This window comes from Bradyrhizobium sp. SEMIA (assembly GCF_014844175.1).
Lineage (GTDB): Bacteria > Pseudomonadota > Alphaproteobacteria > Rhizobiales > Xanthobacteraceae > Bradyrhizobium > Bradyrhizobium arachidis.
In genome coordinates, this window is sequence record NZ_CP046601.1 from 3,436,785 (window position 1) to 3,452,997 (window position 16,213).

Genomic DNA, 16,213 nt, shown 5'->3' on the forward strand with positions numbered 1-16,213 from the left:
ATGCCGCGGCGTCCCGCCGCAGCACCGCGTCCTAGAATGAGGTGCCGCCGCCGAACCTGAACTCCTGGACGATGTCGTATTTGCCCTTCGTGATCGGCACCGCATAGTCGAAACGCAGCGGCCCGAACGGCGAGGCCCAGATCAGGCCGACACCGACCGACGAGCGCACCACATTGCCGTCGTCATATTGCAGTCCGCAGGTCGGACAGGCCTTGGTGTTGACCTCGCCGGTGGCCGACCATGACGTCGGCCCCTGGTAGCCCCAGAGCGAGCCGGCGTCGGCATAGACCGCGCCCTTGAGGCCGACTTCCTTCGGCAGGAACCAGAACGGCATCTGCAATTCCATCGACGCGCCCCAATATTTGGTGCCGCCGAGCGCATCGCCCGCGGTGCCGTAATTGTAATAGGTGATGTCGCGCGGGCCGATGCCGTTGGAAGCGAAGCCGCGGACGAGATTCGGGCCCATCTGGAAGTGATCGAGCATGCGCAGATCGTTGTTGCCGATCTTGTTGAGGATACCGCCCTGGAGGTGGATCACGTTGACGATATCGGACACCAGCGACGTGTAGTACTTGGTGTCCACGGCGGTCTTCAGATAGGTGACGTCACCGCCGACCCCGGCGAAATCCTGCCGGAAGTCGACCAGCAGACCGTCGGTCGGGTTCTTGTTGTTGTCGAGCGTGTTGTAGTTCAGCGTGTAGCCGAGCGCCGAAGTCCAGGTCGCGCCGTTCGCCAATTCCTTCCGGACCGGCAGGCTCGACTCGCCGTCGCCGTAGCAGCCATAGCCATAGACGCCCGAATCCGTCGCATTGGTCGGGTCCACGCCGCCTAGGACGTTCTTGATGTAGGCCGGCGTCGGATTGAAGGCCAGCGAGCTGTTCGATGCGTTGTTGTTACAGTTGTTGTAGGCGCTGGCGAGCGTGATGCTCTGCTGATAGAGCGAATAGCGCAGCTGGAGCGAGAGATCCTCGCGCAGCGCGAAGCCGAGGCGCGGCGAGAAGCCCAGCGTCGTCACGCCATAGCTCGTATAGCTGTTCGACAATTGCTGGCGCCAATAGGTGTCGAATCCGAGCGCCAGCCGGTAGTCGAGCAGATAGGGCTCGACGAACGACAGCGAGATGCCGCGCGAATACTGGCCGTAGCTGACGGATGCCTTGGCGTAGAGCCCCTTGCCGAGCAGGTTGCGCTCGGAGACCGAAACTTCGGCCAGGGCGCCGTCGGTGGTGGAGTAACCGCCCGAGATCGAGAAGTCGCCGGTCGATTTCTCCTCCATCTCCACGACCAGGATGACGCGGTCGCTCGACGAGCCCGGCTCGGTCGTGATCTTCACGCTCTTGAAGTAGTCGAGGTTCTTCAGCCGCCGCTCGGCACGGTCGACCAGGGCGCGGTTGTAGGCGTCGCCTTCCGAGAGGTCGAATTCGCGGCGGATCACGTAGTCGCGCGTGCGCGTGTTGCCGCGCAGATTGATGCGCTCGATATAGGTGCGCGGCCCCTCGTCGACGTTGAAGACGACCGACACTGTATGCGCCTCGAAGTTGCGGTCGCCGCTGGGCCGGACGATGGCGAAAGCATAGCCGCGTCGCGAGGCTTCGATCTGCATCTCCTCGGTCGACTTCTCGACCGCTTCCACATTGTAGAGCGAACCGGTACCGACGCGCGAATAGGAACGCATCGAGCTTGCGTCGAAATTCGGGATGCTGGAGCGGAAGTCGACCGATCCGACCCGATATTGCTGGCCTTCCTCGATCTTGAAGGTGACGTTGAAGCCCTTCTTCTCCGGATCGTATTCGGTGAGCGCGGCCACGACCTGGACGTCGGCATAGCCGTTCTTGAGATAGAAGCGGCGGATCAGGTCGCGGTCGGCCTCGACGCGGTCGGGGTCGTAGATGTCGTTGTTACCGAGGAAGCTGAGCAGGTTGCTTTCGTGCGTCTTGATCACGTCGCGCAGCCGCGCCGCCGAATAGGCGTTGTTGCCGATGAACTCGACCGACTTGACGCCGGTCTTGGCGCCCTCCTCGATGGTGAAGATCAGGTCGACGCGGTTGCTCGGCTGCTCGATGATCTCGGGCGTGACGTGGACGTCGTAGCGGCCCGAGCGCCGGTAGATCTCGGCGATGCGCAGCGTATCGGACTGCACCATGGCGCGGGAGAAGGTGCCGCGCGCCTTGGACTGGATTTCGGCCGAAAGCTGCTCGTCCTTGATCTTCTTGTTGCCCTCGAAGGCGATGCGGCCGATCACGGCGTTTTCGACCACCGACACGGTGATGCGGCCGCCGGCCTGGCTGATCTTCACGTCCTGGAACAGGCCGGTCCCGATCAGCGCCTTGAGACCGTCGTCGATCGCGGATTGATCGAGCCGTCCGCCAGGGCCGGGCCTGAAGTAGGAGCGGACCGTCTCCGCCTCGACGCGGCGATTGCCTTCGACCACGATCGTCTCCACGCTCTGCGCGGCGGCCGGTTGCGGCAACAGCGCGACCGGAATTGAACTCGCAATCGATACACCGCTCATCGCCACCGCGATCAGCCAGGCCCGCAAAACCGACATTCCACACCTCAAGAGCACGTCACCTGCTCAAACGAAACGGCTGTGGCCGCGGTGTGGCTTTGAGATTGCTGTACTGTTTCCGGTCGTTGAATTTGATTGGCCGATCAGCCGCGTCGGCGTTGCCGCCACGATGACGGCGCGGGCCATCAATGGCGGCTGGCTGAGGTTGAAGCCGCCGCGAAGCGGCCTGCCCCATGTGCAGCTTCAGCAACATCGCGCAACGCCCGAATTCTTTACAGGCCCCCGATCCGGTGCGAGAGGCGGCGGCATCAGGAACTCGCATGGGGTGTTTGCCGATGAACGCGATTGTCATGACCAGAACGGCGCTGGTCGCCCTCCTCGCCTCGACCCTCGCCGCGCATGCCGAGACAGCCGGCAAGCGCGATCAATCGCCGACGAGGCAGAATGCCGCCTATGAGTACGGTCCGAACGGCCCCAACCGCTCCTACCCCTCAGGCCCGCACACGCGCATCTATGTGAGCAAGCGGTCGTGGCTGGATGGCGGGACCGAGGTGCTTCCCGGCGAGCGCAAGTTCACCGACTACGCCCTGCCGCCCGGCACGTCGTTCGCGCGCGGCAACAACAACCGGCCGCTCGATCGGCAGCCGCTGAGCCCTGACTCGGATCTCGGTGGATTTGTGCAAAGGATCCCGATCTCGTGGTGACCAGACGTGTCCCGGACACGCGGCAACGCCCGGAGGCGGCATCTCAGATTTCCGCTCTTGTAGGATGGGTAGAGCGAAGCGAAACCCATCGACTCGTTGGCGCCGAAGCATGATGGGTTTCGCTTCGCTCTACCCATCCTACGGCGCTGCGGACGCGCCTTCGCCTTCTCGCGGCTCAATTCACCCGAGCTTTGCTTGGTCATTCCACCCTCAAAGCCAAGAGGGCGCAGGGAAGGCCGGGTGCCGGCTAGCACCCGCGGTCCGCTGCGCGAATAGGTAGCGCAAGGAGACCGCACAGCAGCATACAGGTGAGCAGTTTTCCCAGCCCTGTCGACAGAGCCGGAAACTTACAGGCGAGACGAACCTGACAGCGCCGTTCGTCCACGCGCGGTTTCGGGCTCGCGGAGAGCAATCCGCCCCGCCCTAACCTCTCGCGCCCGACGCTGCCGCGTCCACCGCAAGCCCGGCTCGCGAACATGACGACCTCACGATCGCCCCTCAAGGATGAGCCGGGATGGGCAAGACATACGACAAATCCGAATTTCGGTAAAGTGGAATATTTTTGTCTAGAGGGCTTGACCAGGCGGCGACACAGGGCCGATGTTCTTCCCGGCGGGCACCGTGCCGCCAGCGCCGAGATGCCGCGCAATATCTGTTTACATTCAGAAACATTGGGGCTGCCGAAAGGCCACGATCGCCCGGCTAGTGGTTCCTGCCTCGACCCCGCCTCCGAGGACGATGGGCGCCGTTCCTTCCCGGGCCAGGCCAATGGATCTCAGCCGATTTGATGCCGTCTCACTCGTTCGTCGCAATCCCCGTGCCATCCGCAAAGGAGAATCCCCATCCAACGCCCAGCCTGTTGCGCGCCGCCCTGTCGCGTGGCGGATCAGTTTGCTTCGCGCTGATGCTGGGTAGCTCATTGACCGGCTGCGCGGTGGGTCCGGACTATGCCGGTCCGCCAAGGCTGAACCTGCCTTCGCACTGGAGCACCAAGGCCGCTTCGCGGCGAGATGCCGGCACGCTTGATCGCTGGTGGCTGCGCCTGCGCGATCCTCTGCTCAACCGGCTGATCGAAGAGGCCGTCGAAGCCAATCCCAGCGTCGCCAAGGCGAAAGCGGTCGTGCGCGAAGCGCGCGCAACCGTGCAGCAGACCAGCGCCGGCCTGTTTCCGTCCGTGAGCGGCACGGCCTCGGGGACGAACAACAAGACCAGCTCCGGCTCCGCCTCGGCCATCGCGGACAGCGCGCCCTACACGCTGCACCAGGGGAGCTTCGATTCGAGCTGGGAGCTCGACCTGTTCGGCGGCACGCAGCGGAGCATCGAGGCGGCGGTGCGCGGCGAACAATCCGCCGAGGAGGATTTGCGCGACAGCCTCGTCACCCTGATCGGCGACGTCGCGCCTACTATGTCGAGGCGCGCGGCTATCAGGCCCGGATCGCGCTGGCAGAGCGCACATCGGTCTCGCAGCGCGACACCGAGAAGCTGACCCGCAGCAAATACGACGCCGGCAGCGGCAACGCCGTCGATCTTGCCAAAGCGACGGCGCAGGCCGCCAGCACCGAAGCCAACGTCCCGACCTATCAGGCGGCGCTTGCCGCCGACATCCACCGGCTCGGCATCCTGCTCGGCCGCCCGCCCAACGGCGTCGCGGCGCTGCTGGCGAAGTCCGCGCCGGTGCCGGCGCCGCGCATGCCATTGCCAACGGGGCTGCCCGCCGATCTGCTGATGAGCCGCCCCGACATCGCCAGCGCCGAACGCAAGCTGGCGCAGGTGACCGCCAAGATCGGCGCGGCCGAGGCCGACCGCTACCCGGCGGTGTCGCTCACCGGCTCGGTCGGCACCTCGGCGATGCGCGTCGGCGATCTCGCAAAATATTCCAGCGTGAGCTGGTCGGTCGGCCCTTCCGTCACCGTGCCAGTGTTCGATGCGGGCAAGCGCCTCGCGACGGTCAGGATCGCGGAAGCGCAGCGCGACCAGGCCTTCGCCACGTTCCATTCGACCCTGCTCACCGCGCTCGAAGATGTCGAGAACGCGCTGGTCTCGCTGGCCCAGGAACGCGTCCGCGCCAGCAAGCTGACCGAAGCGGCGACGAACTACCGCGAGGCGGCAAAGCTGTCGCGCTCGCTGTTCGAGACCGGCAGCGCCAGCTTCATCGACGTGCTCGATGCCGAGCGATCGCTCTATTCGGCCGAGGATTCGCTGATCCAGAGCAAGGTCGCGGCGGCCAAGGACTACATCTCGCTCGCCAAGGCGCTCGGCGGCGGCTGGACCGATCCAGTCGACGTCTCGAGGCCGATCATCGTGGACACCAACACCGGACCGCATCTCCGGGAGGTGCAGAAGTGACCGAGTTCATCACCGCCAGGCACATGAAGGTCGCCGCCGCAATCGTCGCCGTCGTTGCGACCGGCGTCGTCGCGGCCTCGCGTTTCCCGGGAACGTCGAGCAAGGCGCAATCCTACATCACGGCACCCGTCACGATCAGCGATCTGCGCGAGGAGGTACTCGCCAGCGGCACCCTGAAACCGGCGCGGCTGACCGCCGTCGGCGCCCAGGTGTCCGGCCGCATCACCGCGCTCAACGTCCGCATCGGCGACACCGTCAAGGCCGGCGACGTCATCGCCCAGATCGATCCCGTCACCAAGCAGAACGATCTGCGCAGCTCGGAAGCCTCGCTGAAGAACTATCGCGCGCAGAAGGAGGAGAAGGAGGCCGCCTTGGTGCTGGCCGAGGCGAACCTCGTGCGCCAGCAGGCGACATTGGCGCAGCGCGCGACCTCGCGCAGCGATTTCGACAGCGCGGATTCGACCGTGCGCCAGACCCGCGCCCAGATCGCAGCCCTCGAGGCGCTGATCGTCGGCGCCGAGGCCAGCGTCCAGACCGCGCGGGTGAATCTCGAATACACCCGCATCACCGCGCCGATCGACGGCACGGTGCTCGCCACCGTGGTGCAGGAGGGACAGACGGTCAACGCGGTGCAGTCCGCGCCGACCATCGTCGTGCTGGGCCAACTGGAGACGATGACGGTGCGGGCGGAGATCTCCGAGGCCGATATCGTCAAGGTCCGGCCGGGACAATCGCTCTATTTCACGATCCTCGGCGACCAGGACCATCGCTACGAGGCCCGCCTGGAACAGATCGAGCCGGCGCCCGAATCGATCAAGAACGACGCCAGCTTCTCCTCGACCACCACGTCGAGTTCGAGCTCGTCCAGTTCATCGAGCTCGACCAGCACGGCGATCTACTACATCGGCGTCTTCAACGTGCCGAACAAGGATTATGCACTGCGGACCTACATGACCGCCGAGGTGCACATCGTCACCGGCGAGGCTAAGCGCGTAAAAGTCATCCCCGCGCTGGCGGTGATGCGGAAATCCGACGGCCGCAGCACGGTGCGGACGCTTGCCGCATCCGGTGACGTAAGCGAGCGCGAGGTCAAGACCGGCCTCAACGATCGCACCACCGTCGAGATCCGATCCGGCCTCGACGAGGGCGAACGGGTCGTCACCGGGGAAGCCAACGAGCAGACCGCATCGCACGGCATGCCGGGCGGCCCGCCCGGAGGGGGAGGCCCATGAGGTGACCGACCCGATCATCGATCTCCAGAACATCCGCCGCGAGTTCGCGGCCGGCGACACCATTGTGGTGGCGCTCGATGATTTCTCGCTGAGCATCCAGCCCGGCGAGATGGTCGCGATCATCGGTCAGTCCGGGTCGGGTAAGTCGACGCTGCTCAACATCCTGGGCTGTCTCGACCGTCCAACGTCAGGCACCTATCGGGTCGCGGGCAAGAACGTCTCTGAGCTAGATGCGGATCAGTTGGCGGCGCTGCGGCGCGAGCATTTCGGCTTCATCTTCCAGCGCTACAATCTGCTCGGTGATCTCTCCGCGGCCGACAACGTCGAGATTCCCGCCGTCTATGCCGGCATGACGGCGCGGGAGCGGCGCACGCGCGCGGACCGGCTGCTGGCGCGGCTCGGCGTCGGCGAACGCAGCGGCCATCGCCCGAACCAGCTCTCCGGCGGCCAGCAGCAGCGCGTCTCGATCGCGCGAGCGCTGATCAACGGCGCCGAGGTGATCCTGGCGGACGAGCCGACCGGCGCACTCGACCGGCGCAGCGGCGAGGAGGTCCTGAAGATCCTGAAAGAGCTGCACCGCGAGGGGCGGACCATCATCATCGTCACCCACGATGCCGGTGTCGCCGCGCGGGCCGAGCGCATCGTCGAGCTGCGCGACGGCAAGATCGTCTCCGATCGCCGCACGGAGAGCGAGGCCATGGCGGAGCCGCCTGCCCCGGCGTCCCGGACCTCAGGGAACGGCGGCGCTCGTTGGTCCGGCGGATTGCGGCGCCTGCGGGAGGCCTCGCGCATGGCGCTGGTCGCGATGGCCGCGCACCGGCTGCGCGCGTTCCTGACCATGCTCGGCATCATCATCGGCATCGCCGCGGTCTCGTCCGTGGTTGCCCTCGGCAATGCGTCCCAACGCAAGGTGCTGTCGGACATCGCAAGCCTCGGCACCAACACGATCGAGGTATTTCCCGGCAAGGATTTTGGCGATGCGCGCGCCGGCAAGATCAAGACGCTGGTGCTCGACGATGCCCGCGCGCTCGACCGGCAGAGTTTTATCGCCGGCGTCACGCCGACGGTCTCGACCAGCACAACCGTCCGCTATCGCGGCAACGAATCCAACGTGCTGGTGAACGGCGTCGGCGAAAGCTATTTCCAGGTCAAGGGCGCCAAGCTGGCAAAAGGCCGCCTGTTCGACGCCGATGCGGTCCGCAACATCGAGCGGCAGGCCGTCATCGACGACAACACCCGCAAGACCTTCTTCGCCGACGACCAGACCTCGGGCATCGGCCGCGTGATCTGGCTCGGCAAGGTGCCGTGCCGCATCGTCGGCGTCATCGCCCAGCAGCAGGGCGGGTTCGGCTCGAACCAGAACCTGTCTGTATATCTGCCCTACACCACCGTGCAGGCGCAATTCACCGGCGACCGCGCGCTGCGCAGCGTGCTGCTGCGGATCAGCGACGAGATCTCGACCACATTGGCTCAGGACGCGGTCACCACGCTTCTGAGGCAGCGGCACAACACCAAGGATTTCGTCATCCTCAATACCGACGACATCCGCCGCACCATCACCAGCACGACGCAGACCCTCGCCTTCCTGGTCGCCGCGATCGCGGTAATCTCGCTGGTCGTCGGCGGCATCGGCGTGATGAACATCATGCTGGTGTCGGTGTCCGAACGCATCAGCGAGATCGGCGTGCGCATGGCGGTCGGCGCGCGGCGCAGCGACATCCTCCAGCAGTTCCTGGTCGAGGCGACGCTGATCTCCTCGATCGGCGGCATCGCCGGCATTCTGATCGCGATCCTGCTCGGCGTCGCCATCAACGCCGCGGTGCCTGGATTCCAAGTCAGCTATTCGATGTTCTCGGTCGGCGCGGCGTTCCTGACCTCGACCGGGATCGGGATCGCCTTCGGCTTCTTCCCCGCCCGCCGTGCCGCCTTCCTCGACCCCGTGGTGGCGCTCAGCCGTGACTAACTCTAGGATTGCACCATGCCCGTAGTTCTTCGGACGAGACAACCGTCCGCAAATCGACCAACGATCGGCGATCCCGATGCGATTTCAACCATGACCAACGGCACGCCGAACATCCTGATCGTCGAGGACGATCAGCCGACCCGCGACCTCATCGCGCGCTATTTGCACGACCATTCGTTTGCGGTCAGCACCGTCACGAACGGCAAGGAGATGGACCGTTACCTCTCGCAGAACCGGGTCGATCTGATCGTGCTCGACCTGATGCTGCCAGGCGAGGACGGGCTCAGCCTGTGCCGCCGGCTGCGCATGGAGTCCATGACGCCGATCGTCATCCTCACCGCCAAGGGCGAGGACCTCGACCGCATCCTCGGCCTCGAGATGGGCGCCGACGATTATCTGCCGAAGCCGTTCAACCCGCGCGAGCTGCTCGCCAGGATCAATGCGGTGCTGCGCCGGAACGCCAGCGGCCTCACTGCCGCCTCCACCGCGACGCGCCTGAAGTTCCAGGGCTGGACCATCGATCTGCGCCTCAGGGAATTGCGCGACCCCGAAGGCGCGCAGGTGCCGCTGACCAGCGCCGAGTTCGATCTGCTGCAAGCCTTCTGCGAGCGTGCCGGCCGCGTGCTCGGCCGCGACAATCTGCTGAGCATGACGCGCGGCCGTCCCGGCGGCAGCTTCGGCCGCAGCATCGACGTGCTGGTCAGCCGGCTGCGCCGCAAGCTCGACCGGACGGAAGGCACGTCCATGATCAGGACCATCCGCACCGGCGGCTACATCTTCACGCCGGTCGTGGAGGAAGCATGAGGCGCGTTGCCGACGTCATCGCGCTGTTCAGCTTCAGGCGGATCAGCGGCCAGATCGCCGCCCTGGTCCTGTTCTCGCTGGTCCTGATCCATGTCCTGATCGGCGGATATTTCCTGCTCAACAGGCCGAAGCTTCTGGCGGACAGGCCGCTGGAGCAGTTCGCGCTGATCGTTCGGATCATCGCCAACACGCCACAGGCCGAGCGAGCGACCGTGCTGGAGAGCGTCAGCCGGACCTTTCCGGCGTTGAGGCTCCGCTTGCTAGAAGGCGTTTCCGCCTCCACCGTGCCATTGCCGCAGCGGACGCTGAACGTCCCCTCGCCGCTCAATGGCGAAGTCGACCTCATTCGCGGCAGCACGTCGGAAGACGATCGCGTCTGGTTTCACCTGTCGAAGGACGACGTGCTCGAGGCAACGATCGGCTCGCCGAAAATGCCGGCCTTCGTCAGCGGCCTGTGGACCTCCACGCTGCTGTTCCTGGTCGCGAGCGTCACGCTGCTCGGCGTCTGGGCCGGCCGCGCGCTCTCCTCGCCTTTGTCGGCGTTCGCCCGCGCGGCGGAGGATTTCAGCCTGAGCCGGTCGTCCGCGCCGCTCCCTGAAAACGGACCGGAGGAGATCAAGTCCGCAGCGCGCGCGCTCAACCGGATGCGCGAGCGCATCACGGCGCTGATGAACGACCGCACCCGCATGCTCGCGGCCATCAGCCACGATCTGCGCACGCCGATCACGCGGCTGCGGCTGCGCTCGGAATATATCGAGGATCCGGCCCAGCGCACGCAAACCGTGCGCGATCTCGACCAGATGCAGTCGATGCTGGAATCGGTGCTGTCGCTGCTGCGCAACGAGAGTCAGGTCAAGCCGACGCTGGTGGATGTTGCCGCGCTGCTGCAAATGGTCAGCGAGCAGTTTTCGGATTGCGGCCATGCGGTGACCTATTCGGGACCCGCGAGGGCCGCGTTCGTGATGCGGCCGGACGAGATCATCCGCGCGGTGACCAATCTCGTCGAGAACGCGACGCGCTTCGGAACCGACGTCGAGGTCGCGCTGGTGATGGCCGAAGATCGGCTCGTCATCGATGTCTCCGACAATGGACCCGGCATTCCCGACGACAAGAAGGCGGCGATGCTGGAGCCGTTCGTGCGGGGCGAGGAAGCCCGTACCATGGACGAGACATCGGGATTTGGCCTTGGCCTCTCGATCGCGCAGGCGATCGTGACCGCGCATGACGGAACGCTCGAGCTGCTCGACAATGCGCCGAAGGGCTTGCGCGTCCGCCTGCAGCTCGCTCGCGCCGGCCGCGACAATTCGAGCACCGCTCGGACATAAAGGCGCGGCAATTCTGGGGCTTGTCGGCGGCTCCCGCCTGCTTCATCTCCCGGAGTTCCCATGCATTCTGCCGATCGGCCGGCGACCCGTCTTGCGACGCGGCTCGCCTTTCTCGTCGCTGGCTTTGGCATCGCCTGCTGGGCCCCGCTGGTGCCGTTCGCGAAGGCGCGGCTCGCCGTCGACGACGGCGTGCTCGGACTGCTGCTGCTCAGCCTCGGCATCGGCTCGGTGCTCGCGATGCTGCTGACCGGCGTCATGAGCGCGCGCTACGGCAGCCGGCCGATCATCATCGCGGGCGGCCTCGGCCTTGCGCTGGTGCTGCCGCTGCTGGCGGTCGCGAGCACACCGGCAACGCTGGCGCTGGCGCTGTTCGGCTTCGGCGCCGCGCTCGGCTCGATCGACGTGGCCATGAACATCCACGCGGTCGAGGTGGAGCGCGATGCGGGCCGGCCGCTGATGTCCGGCTTCCACGCGCTGTTCAGCATCGGCGGCTTTGCCGGATCGGCGCTGATGACCGCGCTGCTCTCGCTGCAACTCTCCGCGCTTGCATGCACACTGGTCTGCTCCGCCCTGATGCTGATCGCGATGCTCGTCGCCTGGCCGCGTTTGCTTCGCTCCGTGCAGGTGCAGGAGGGACCGCTGTTCGTGCTGCCGCACGGCTCGGTGCTGCTGCTGGCGCTGCTCGGCGCCATCACGTTCCTGGTCGAAGGTGCAATGCTCGACTGGGGCGCACTGCTCGTGATCGGCGCGGGCCTCGTCTCCGAAACGCAAGGCGGGATCGGCTATATCGTGTTCTCGATCGCGATGACGATGGGGCGACTCGGCGGCGATGTCGTCGTCGCGCGCGTTGGAGACCGCGCGACATTGCTCTGGGGCAGCCTCATTGCGATCGCGGGGTTCGTCGTCCTGCTCACGGCGCCGGTGGCTGCGGTCGCGATCGCCGGCTTCTTGCTGATCGGCCTCGGCGCTTCGAACCTCGTGCCGGTGCTGTTCCGCCGGGCGGCGCGGCAGACGGTGATGCCGACGGGGCTTGCGGTGGCCGCGATCACCACCGCGGGCTATGCCGGCATCCTCATCGGCCCGGCAGGCGTCGGCTTCGTCGCGCGTATCGGGGGATTGCCGCTGGCGTTCTGGCTCTTGGCCGCGCTGATGGGTCTCGTCACGCTGTCGGCGCGCATCGTCACGCGGCCTGCGGCGTGAGCTCCGTCAAAACCTCTCCAGTCCGATCGATTTGATCATGGACGCGAGGCTCGCCGAGGTCGCCTCGACGAGGCGCTGGAATGTGGCCGGGTTGGAGTCGCTGTCCGGCTCCATGCCCTCGGCGCGGTAATTGGCCTGCATCGCCTTGTCGGCCATGGCAAGGCGCGTCGCCTGCGCGATCCGGTCGATGATCGCATCGTCGGTCTGCCGGGGCGCGAACAGGCCGAACCAGCCATCATAGCGCAGGCCCGGCATGCCGGACTCGATGGCGGTCGGAATGTCCGGCGCAACGCTCAGCCGTTTTTCGGTGGCGACCGCAAGCATCCGGATCTTGCCGGCCTCGCTCCACTGCTGCAGTTGCACCGACATCACGGCAATGATGAGGGGGATCTGACCGGCGAGGAGGTCGTTGCTGGCCTGCGCGATGCCCCGATACGGGACATGAACAATGTCCAGCGCACCCGTCTGCAGCTTGAAGGCCTCGCCGACGAGGTGATTTCCACTACCGATGCCGGGCGTCCCGTAGGACAGCTTTCCCGGATTGGCTTTTGCGTAGGCTACCAGTTCGCGCAGGTCTTTGACGGGCAGCGACGGATGGACGGCGAAAACCAGCGCGCTGGTGATGAGGCGGTAGATGGCGCGGAAATCGTCCATTGCATAGGACGGGTTTTGCGCGAGCAGCGGAATGGCCGCCTGCGTGCTGTCGTTTCCGAGCAGCAGCGAGTAGCCGTCGGGCTTCTCGCGCGCGACCGCGGTTGTCCCGATCGCGCCGCCTGCACCCGTGATGTTTTCGATGAAGACGGGTCCGAGCAGCGAGGACATCCTCTCCGCCCAGGGACGCCCGATCTGGTCGCCCGATCCGCCTGCCCCATAGGGAATCACCAGGCGAATGGGACGCGACGGATAGTCGGCGGTTCGTCCACTGCGCGGGATTGCGGCAAGCGCCGCCGCGCCCGGCAATGCATGGACGATCTGTCGCCGCGAGAAGGAGGGCATGTTCGAATCCGGACGTCGGTTGTCACTGTCGAGGCGGGGCCGGCTCCAGAACCCTTCCATCGCAGCAATGATTCACCGCCGTCAATGCTCCCTCCGGATAAGTCGGCAGCGTCATTGCCGTGTCATATTTGCCTAACCCATTCCTTTTCAAGCAAGATTCCGCTGCCCCTCTGACCCAAGCGATGCACGCAGGGCTGCCAGCCCTGCCCCACTGCTTTCGGCCAGTTTACTGTACGCCTCGTTCTGATAGAGCAGAAAGTCATACCTTTTGACTCCCGTTGCGGGGGCCATGGCGCGTGCCAGATCGTAGCGAAGACTCGGCCATTTCCTTCGGGCCATTTCGACTGTTTCCGAAGTCCCGGCTCTTGGAAAAAGAGGGCTCGCCTCTGCATGTCGGCGGCCGTGCGCTCGATATTCTCATTTTTCTGGCCGAGCGCCCCGGCGAGGTCGTCGACAAGCGCGAGCTGGTCAAGCGGATCTGGGCCGACGTCAATGTCGACGAGGGCAGCCTGCGCTTCCATGTCGCAGCACTGCGCAAGGCGCTCGGCGATACCGGCAAGTCGGCCCGTTATGTCGTCAACGTGCCCGGCCGCGGCTATTGCTTCGTCGCCTCGTTCGCCCAAGCCACGGCGCCGGCCGCGCCGCCCACCGTCGACATCCTGCCGCTCCGCTCCCTCCCCGCGCCCGCTCTCGAAGATGGTGGGACGGGAGGAGATCGTCGAAAAAATATCGAACGGCCTTTCGCTCTATCGCTTCATGACCGTGGTCGGCCCCGGCGGCATCGGCAAGACCGCCGTCGCGGTCACCGTCGGGCATCGCCGCTCGACGGATTTCGGCGGGCGCGTCTTCTTCGTCGATTTCGGTCCGCTGCGCGATGCCAGCCACGTCGCAACCACCGTCGCCTCCGCGCTTGGCCTCACCATCAGCGCGGAGGATCCGACGCCGGCCCTGCTGACCTTCCTGAAGACCGGCCCCGCTTTGCTGATCTTCGACAGCTGCGAGCATGTGCTGGATACGCTCGCCCCGCTGGTCGAGCGCATCGTTCGCGACGTGCCGCAGCTTCGCGTGCTCGCCACCAGCCGCGAATCGTTCCGGAGCGAAGGCGAGCGCATCTTCCGGCTGTTCCCGCTCGGATTGCCCGCCCGAGCGCGAGGCCTCGGTGTCGACGATGTGCTCGCCTATCCCGCGGCGCAGCTCTTCGTCGAGCGCATCGCGCAGAGCTCGGGTCCGTTCCAGCTCAGCGCGGAAGAGGCGCCGCTTGTCGCCAGCATCTGCCGGCGCCTCGACGGCATTGCGCTCGCAATCGAGCTCGCGGCGGGCCGTGTCAACGCCTACGGCATCGCCGGCACGGCATCGCTGCTCGACAGCCGCTTTTCGCTGCAATGGCGGGGGCGGCGCACCGCCGTGCCGCGACACCAGACCCTCGCCGCAGCGCTCGACTGGAGCTACGACCTGCTGCCTCCCGCCGAGAGCGCCACCTTGCGCCGGCTCTCGGTCTTCGCCGGCCCGTTCGCGCCGGAGGCGGCCGCGGCGGTCGCATCCGGCGACGGCCTCAGCACGTCGGAGACGCTGGAAGCGATCGACAGCCTCGTCACCAAATCGCTGATCTCGCCGTCCGGCTCACGGATGCTGCGCTATCGCCTGCTCGACACGACGCGCACCTACGCGCAGGGAAAGCTCGCCGAGCTCGGCGAAACCAAGCAGTTCGCGCGGCGCCACGCCGAGCATTTTCGCGATTTCTTCCAGCGCGCCGAAGCCGACTCGTCGACGCCGCTGCCGGAATGGCTCGGCATCTATGGCGCCGAGCTGGACAATGTGCGCGCGGCGCTGGACTGGGCCTTCGCGCCCGACGGCGACGCTGCGCTGGGAATCGCGCTGACCGCAGCCGCGGTCACGATGTGGGTGCGCCTGTCGCTGTTCGCCGAATGCCGCGAGCGCGCCAGAACGGCGCTCACGGCGCTCGGAGATGCCGGCGACGAGCGTGTCCGCATGCAGCTCCTGTCAGCGCTCGGCTGGTCGCTGATGTATGGCGAGGGCCGCGCCCGCGAGGCGCGTCCGATCCTGGAGACGACGCTGGAGCTCGCCGACCGGCTCGACGACAAGGACTTCCGGCTGCGCGCGCTCTGGGGCTTGTGCATCGACCAGTTCAACAACGGGCAGTTCGGCAAGGCCCGCGCCCTGGCCGATCGGTTTGCGAATGCCGCGGCGAACTCGCCCGACAGGACCGATGTGATGCTGGGCGACCGGCTGATGGCCGTGGCGCTGCACTATCTCGGCGAGCAGAACGAGGCACGCGTCTGCATCGACCGGGTGAATGCATCGCTGCATGTGCTGGCGGAGAAGCCAAAAATCTTCCCGCTCGACCTGCGGATATCTACGCAATATTTCCGCGCCCGCATCCTGTGGCTTCAGGGGCTCGCCGATCAGGCCCAGGCGCTCGCCGCCAGGAACATCGAGGAGGGCCGCGCCAACGGCCACGCGCTGACCTTCTGCAGCGTGCTGGGACAGGCCACCTGCCCGATCGCGTTCTGGGCCGGCGATTTCGAGGCCGCGGAGCGCCACGGCGCCGAGCTCGTCGAACACACCGAGCGCCACGCCATCCGGCTGTGGGGGCTGTGGGCGCGGGCCTTCAACGCCGCGGTGATCGCAAGGCGCGGCGATATCGCAACAGGCCTGCCGCTCCTGCGCGAAGAACTCAATCGCGCCGGCGATGCGCGCTTCCTGCCGCGCTTCCTGCCGCTGCTCGGCGAGCTCGCCGCGTGCTTTCTGGAGGCCGACCAGATCGATCGCGGCCTCGACGTGATCGAGGACGTCCTGACCCGCTGCAACGACCGGCAGGAGCTCTGGTATCTGCCGGAGCTGATCCGCATCAAGGGCGAATTGATGCTGAGGAGCCCGCGGCACGCCGGCGACGCCGAGGCGCGCTTTCGCGAGGCCATGGGCATTGCGGCCCAGCAGGGCGCACGGTTCTGGGAGCTGCGCTGTGCGACCAGCCTCGCGCGCTTCATGATCGGGGCCGGCCGGACCACGGAAGCCCTGCCGGCTCTCGAGCACGCCTGCGCCGCATTTGCCGAGGGCCTGGAGATCGCCGACATGCGCATCGCGCGCGACCTGATCGCGCAATTGCGGAGCTGACG

General features: G+C 66.3%; 11 protein-coding genes and 1 pseudogene. 9 read left to right on the forward strand and 3 right to left on the reverse strand.

All coding sequences use genetic code 11. The annotated features are described in order from the left end of the window. Positions 1 to 31 precede the first annotated feature (31 nt). Together bamA and FOM02_RS16905 are read right to left on the reverse strand one after the other, a co-directional pair. Positions 32 to 2,509 (reverse strand): outer membrane protein assembly factor BamA, encoded by a 2,478-nt coding sequence (gene bamA, locus FOM02_RS16900; protein ID WP_416207782.1) that lies wholly within the window; start codon positions 2,507 to 2,509, stop codon positions 32 to 34. A gap of 55 nt (positions 2,510 to 2,564) precedes the next feature. Next, the gene (locus FOM02_RS16905; protein ID WP_141263128.1) at positions 2,565 to 2,759 is read right to left on the reverse strand and encodes a hypothetical protein; all 195 of its coding nucleotides are present in this window, start codon (positions 2,757 to 2,759) and stop codon (positions 2,565 to 2,567) included. A gap of 82 nt (positions 2,760 to 2,841) precedes the next feature. On the opposite strand from FOM02_RS16905, the gene FOM02_RS16910 reads away from it, so the two are divergent. The 8 genes from FOM02_RS16910 (at position 2,842) to FOM02_RS16940 (ending at position 12,080) form a co-directional block, all read left to right on the forward strand. Next, positions 2,842 to 3,210, forward strand: coding sequence for a hypothetical protein (locus FOM02_RS16910; RefSeq protein ID WP_092216098.1), 369 nt, complete (start codon positions 2,842 to 2,844; stop codon positions 3,208 to 3,210). A 904-nt stretch (positions 3,211 to 4,114) separates the two neighbouring features. Next, a complete protein-coding gene (locus tag FOM02_RS46845; protein WP_322596969.1) occupies positions 4,115 to 4,696 on the forward strand; it encodes a TolC family protein in 582 nt (193 codons plus the stop codon). Further along, a complete protein-coding gene (locus FOM02_RS46850; RefSeq protein WP_322596988.1) occupies positions 4,651 to 5,556 on the forward strand; it encodes an efflux transporter outer membrane subunit in 906 nt (301 codons plus the stop codon). The genes FOM02_RS46845 and FOM02_RS46850 overlap by 46 nt, the downstream gene beginning before the upstream one ends. 23 nt (positions 5,557 to 5,579) lie before the next feature. Beyond that, positions 5,580 to 6,788, forward strand: a complete 1,209-nt coding sequence (locus tag FOM02_RS16920) for an efflux RND transporter periplasmic adaptor subunit (RefSeq protein WP_416207783.1) — start codon at positions 5,580 to 5,582, stop codon at positions 6,786 to 6,788. Position 6,789: 1 nt separating this feature from the next. Continuing rightward, positions 6,790 to 8,751 (forward strand): MacB family efflux pump subunit, encoded by a 1,962-nt coding sequence (locus FOM02_RS16925; protein ID WP_027564565.1) that lies wholly within the window; start codon positions 6,790 to 6,792, stop codon positions 8,749 to 8,751. Positions 8,752 to 8,841: 90 nt separating this feature from the next. Beyond that, the gene (locus tag FOM02_RS16930) at positions 8,842 to 9,555 is read left to right on the forward strand and encodes a response regulator (RefSeq protein ID WP_027564566.1); all 714 of its coding nucleotides are present in this window, start codon (positions 8,842 to 8,844) and stop codon (positions 9,553 to 9,555) included. Beyond that, entirely contained in the window at positions 9,552 to 10,880 is a 1,329-nt protein-coding gene (locus tag FOM02_RS16935) for an ATP-binding protein (protein ID WP_027564567.1), read from the forward strand. Before FOM02_RS16930 ends, FOM02_RS16935 begins: the two co-directional genes overlap by 4 nt. 60 nt (positions 10,881 to 10,940) lie before the next feature. Further along, a complete protein-coding gene (locus FOM02_RS16940; protein ID WP_027564568.1) occupies positions 10,941 to 12,080 on the forward strand; it encodes an MFS transporter in 1,140 nt (379 codons plus the stop codon). Positions 12,081 to 12,086: 6 nt separating this feature from the next. Here FOM02_RS16940 and FOM02_RS16945 read toward each other — a convergent pair whose 3' ends face one another. Beyond that, a complete protein-coding gene (locus FOM02_RS16945; protein ID WP_027564569.1) occupies positions 12,087 to 13,076 on the reverse strand; it encodes a Bug family tripartite tricarboxylate transporter substrate binding protein in 990 nt (329 codons plus the stop codon). 296 nt (positions 13,077 to 13,372) lie between these two features. Here FOM02_RS16945 and FOM02_RS16950 point away from each other — a divergent pair. After that, a pseudogene (locus tag FOM02_RS16950) lies at positions 13,373 to 16,211 on the forward strand (ATP-binding protein). Positions 16,212 to 16,213: the final 2 nt, after the last annotated feature.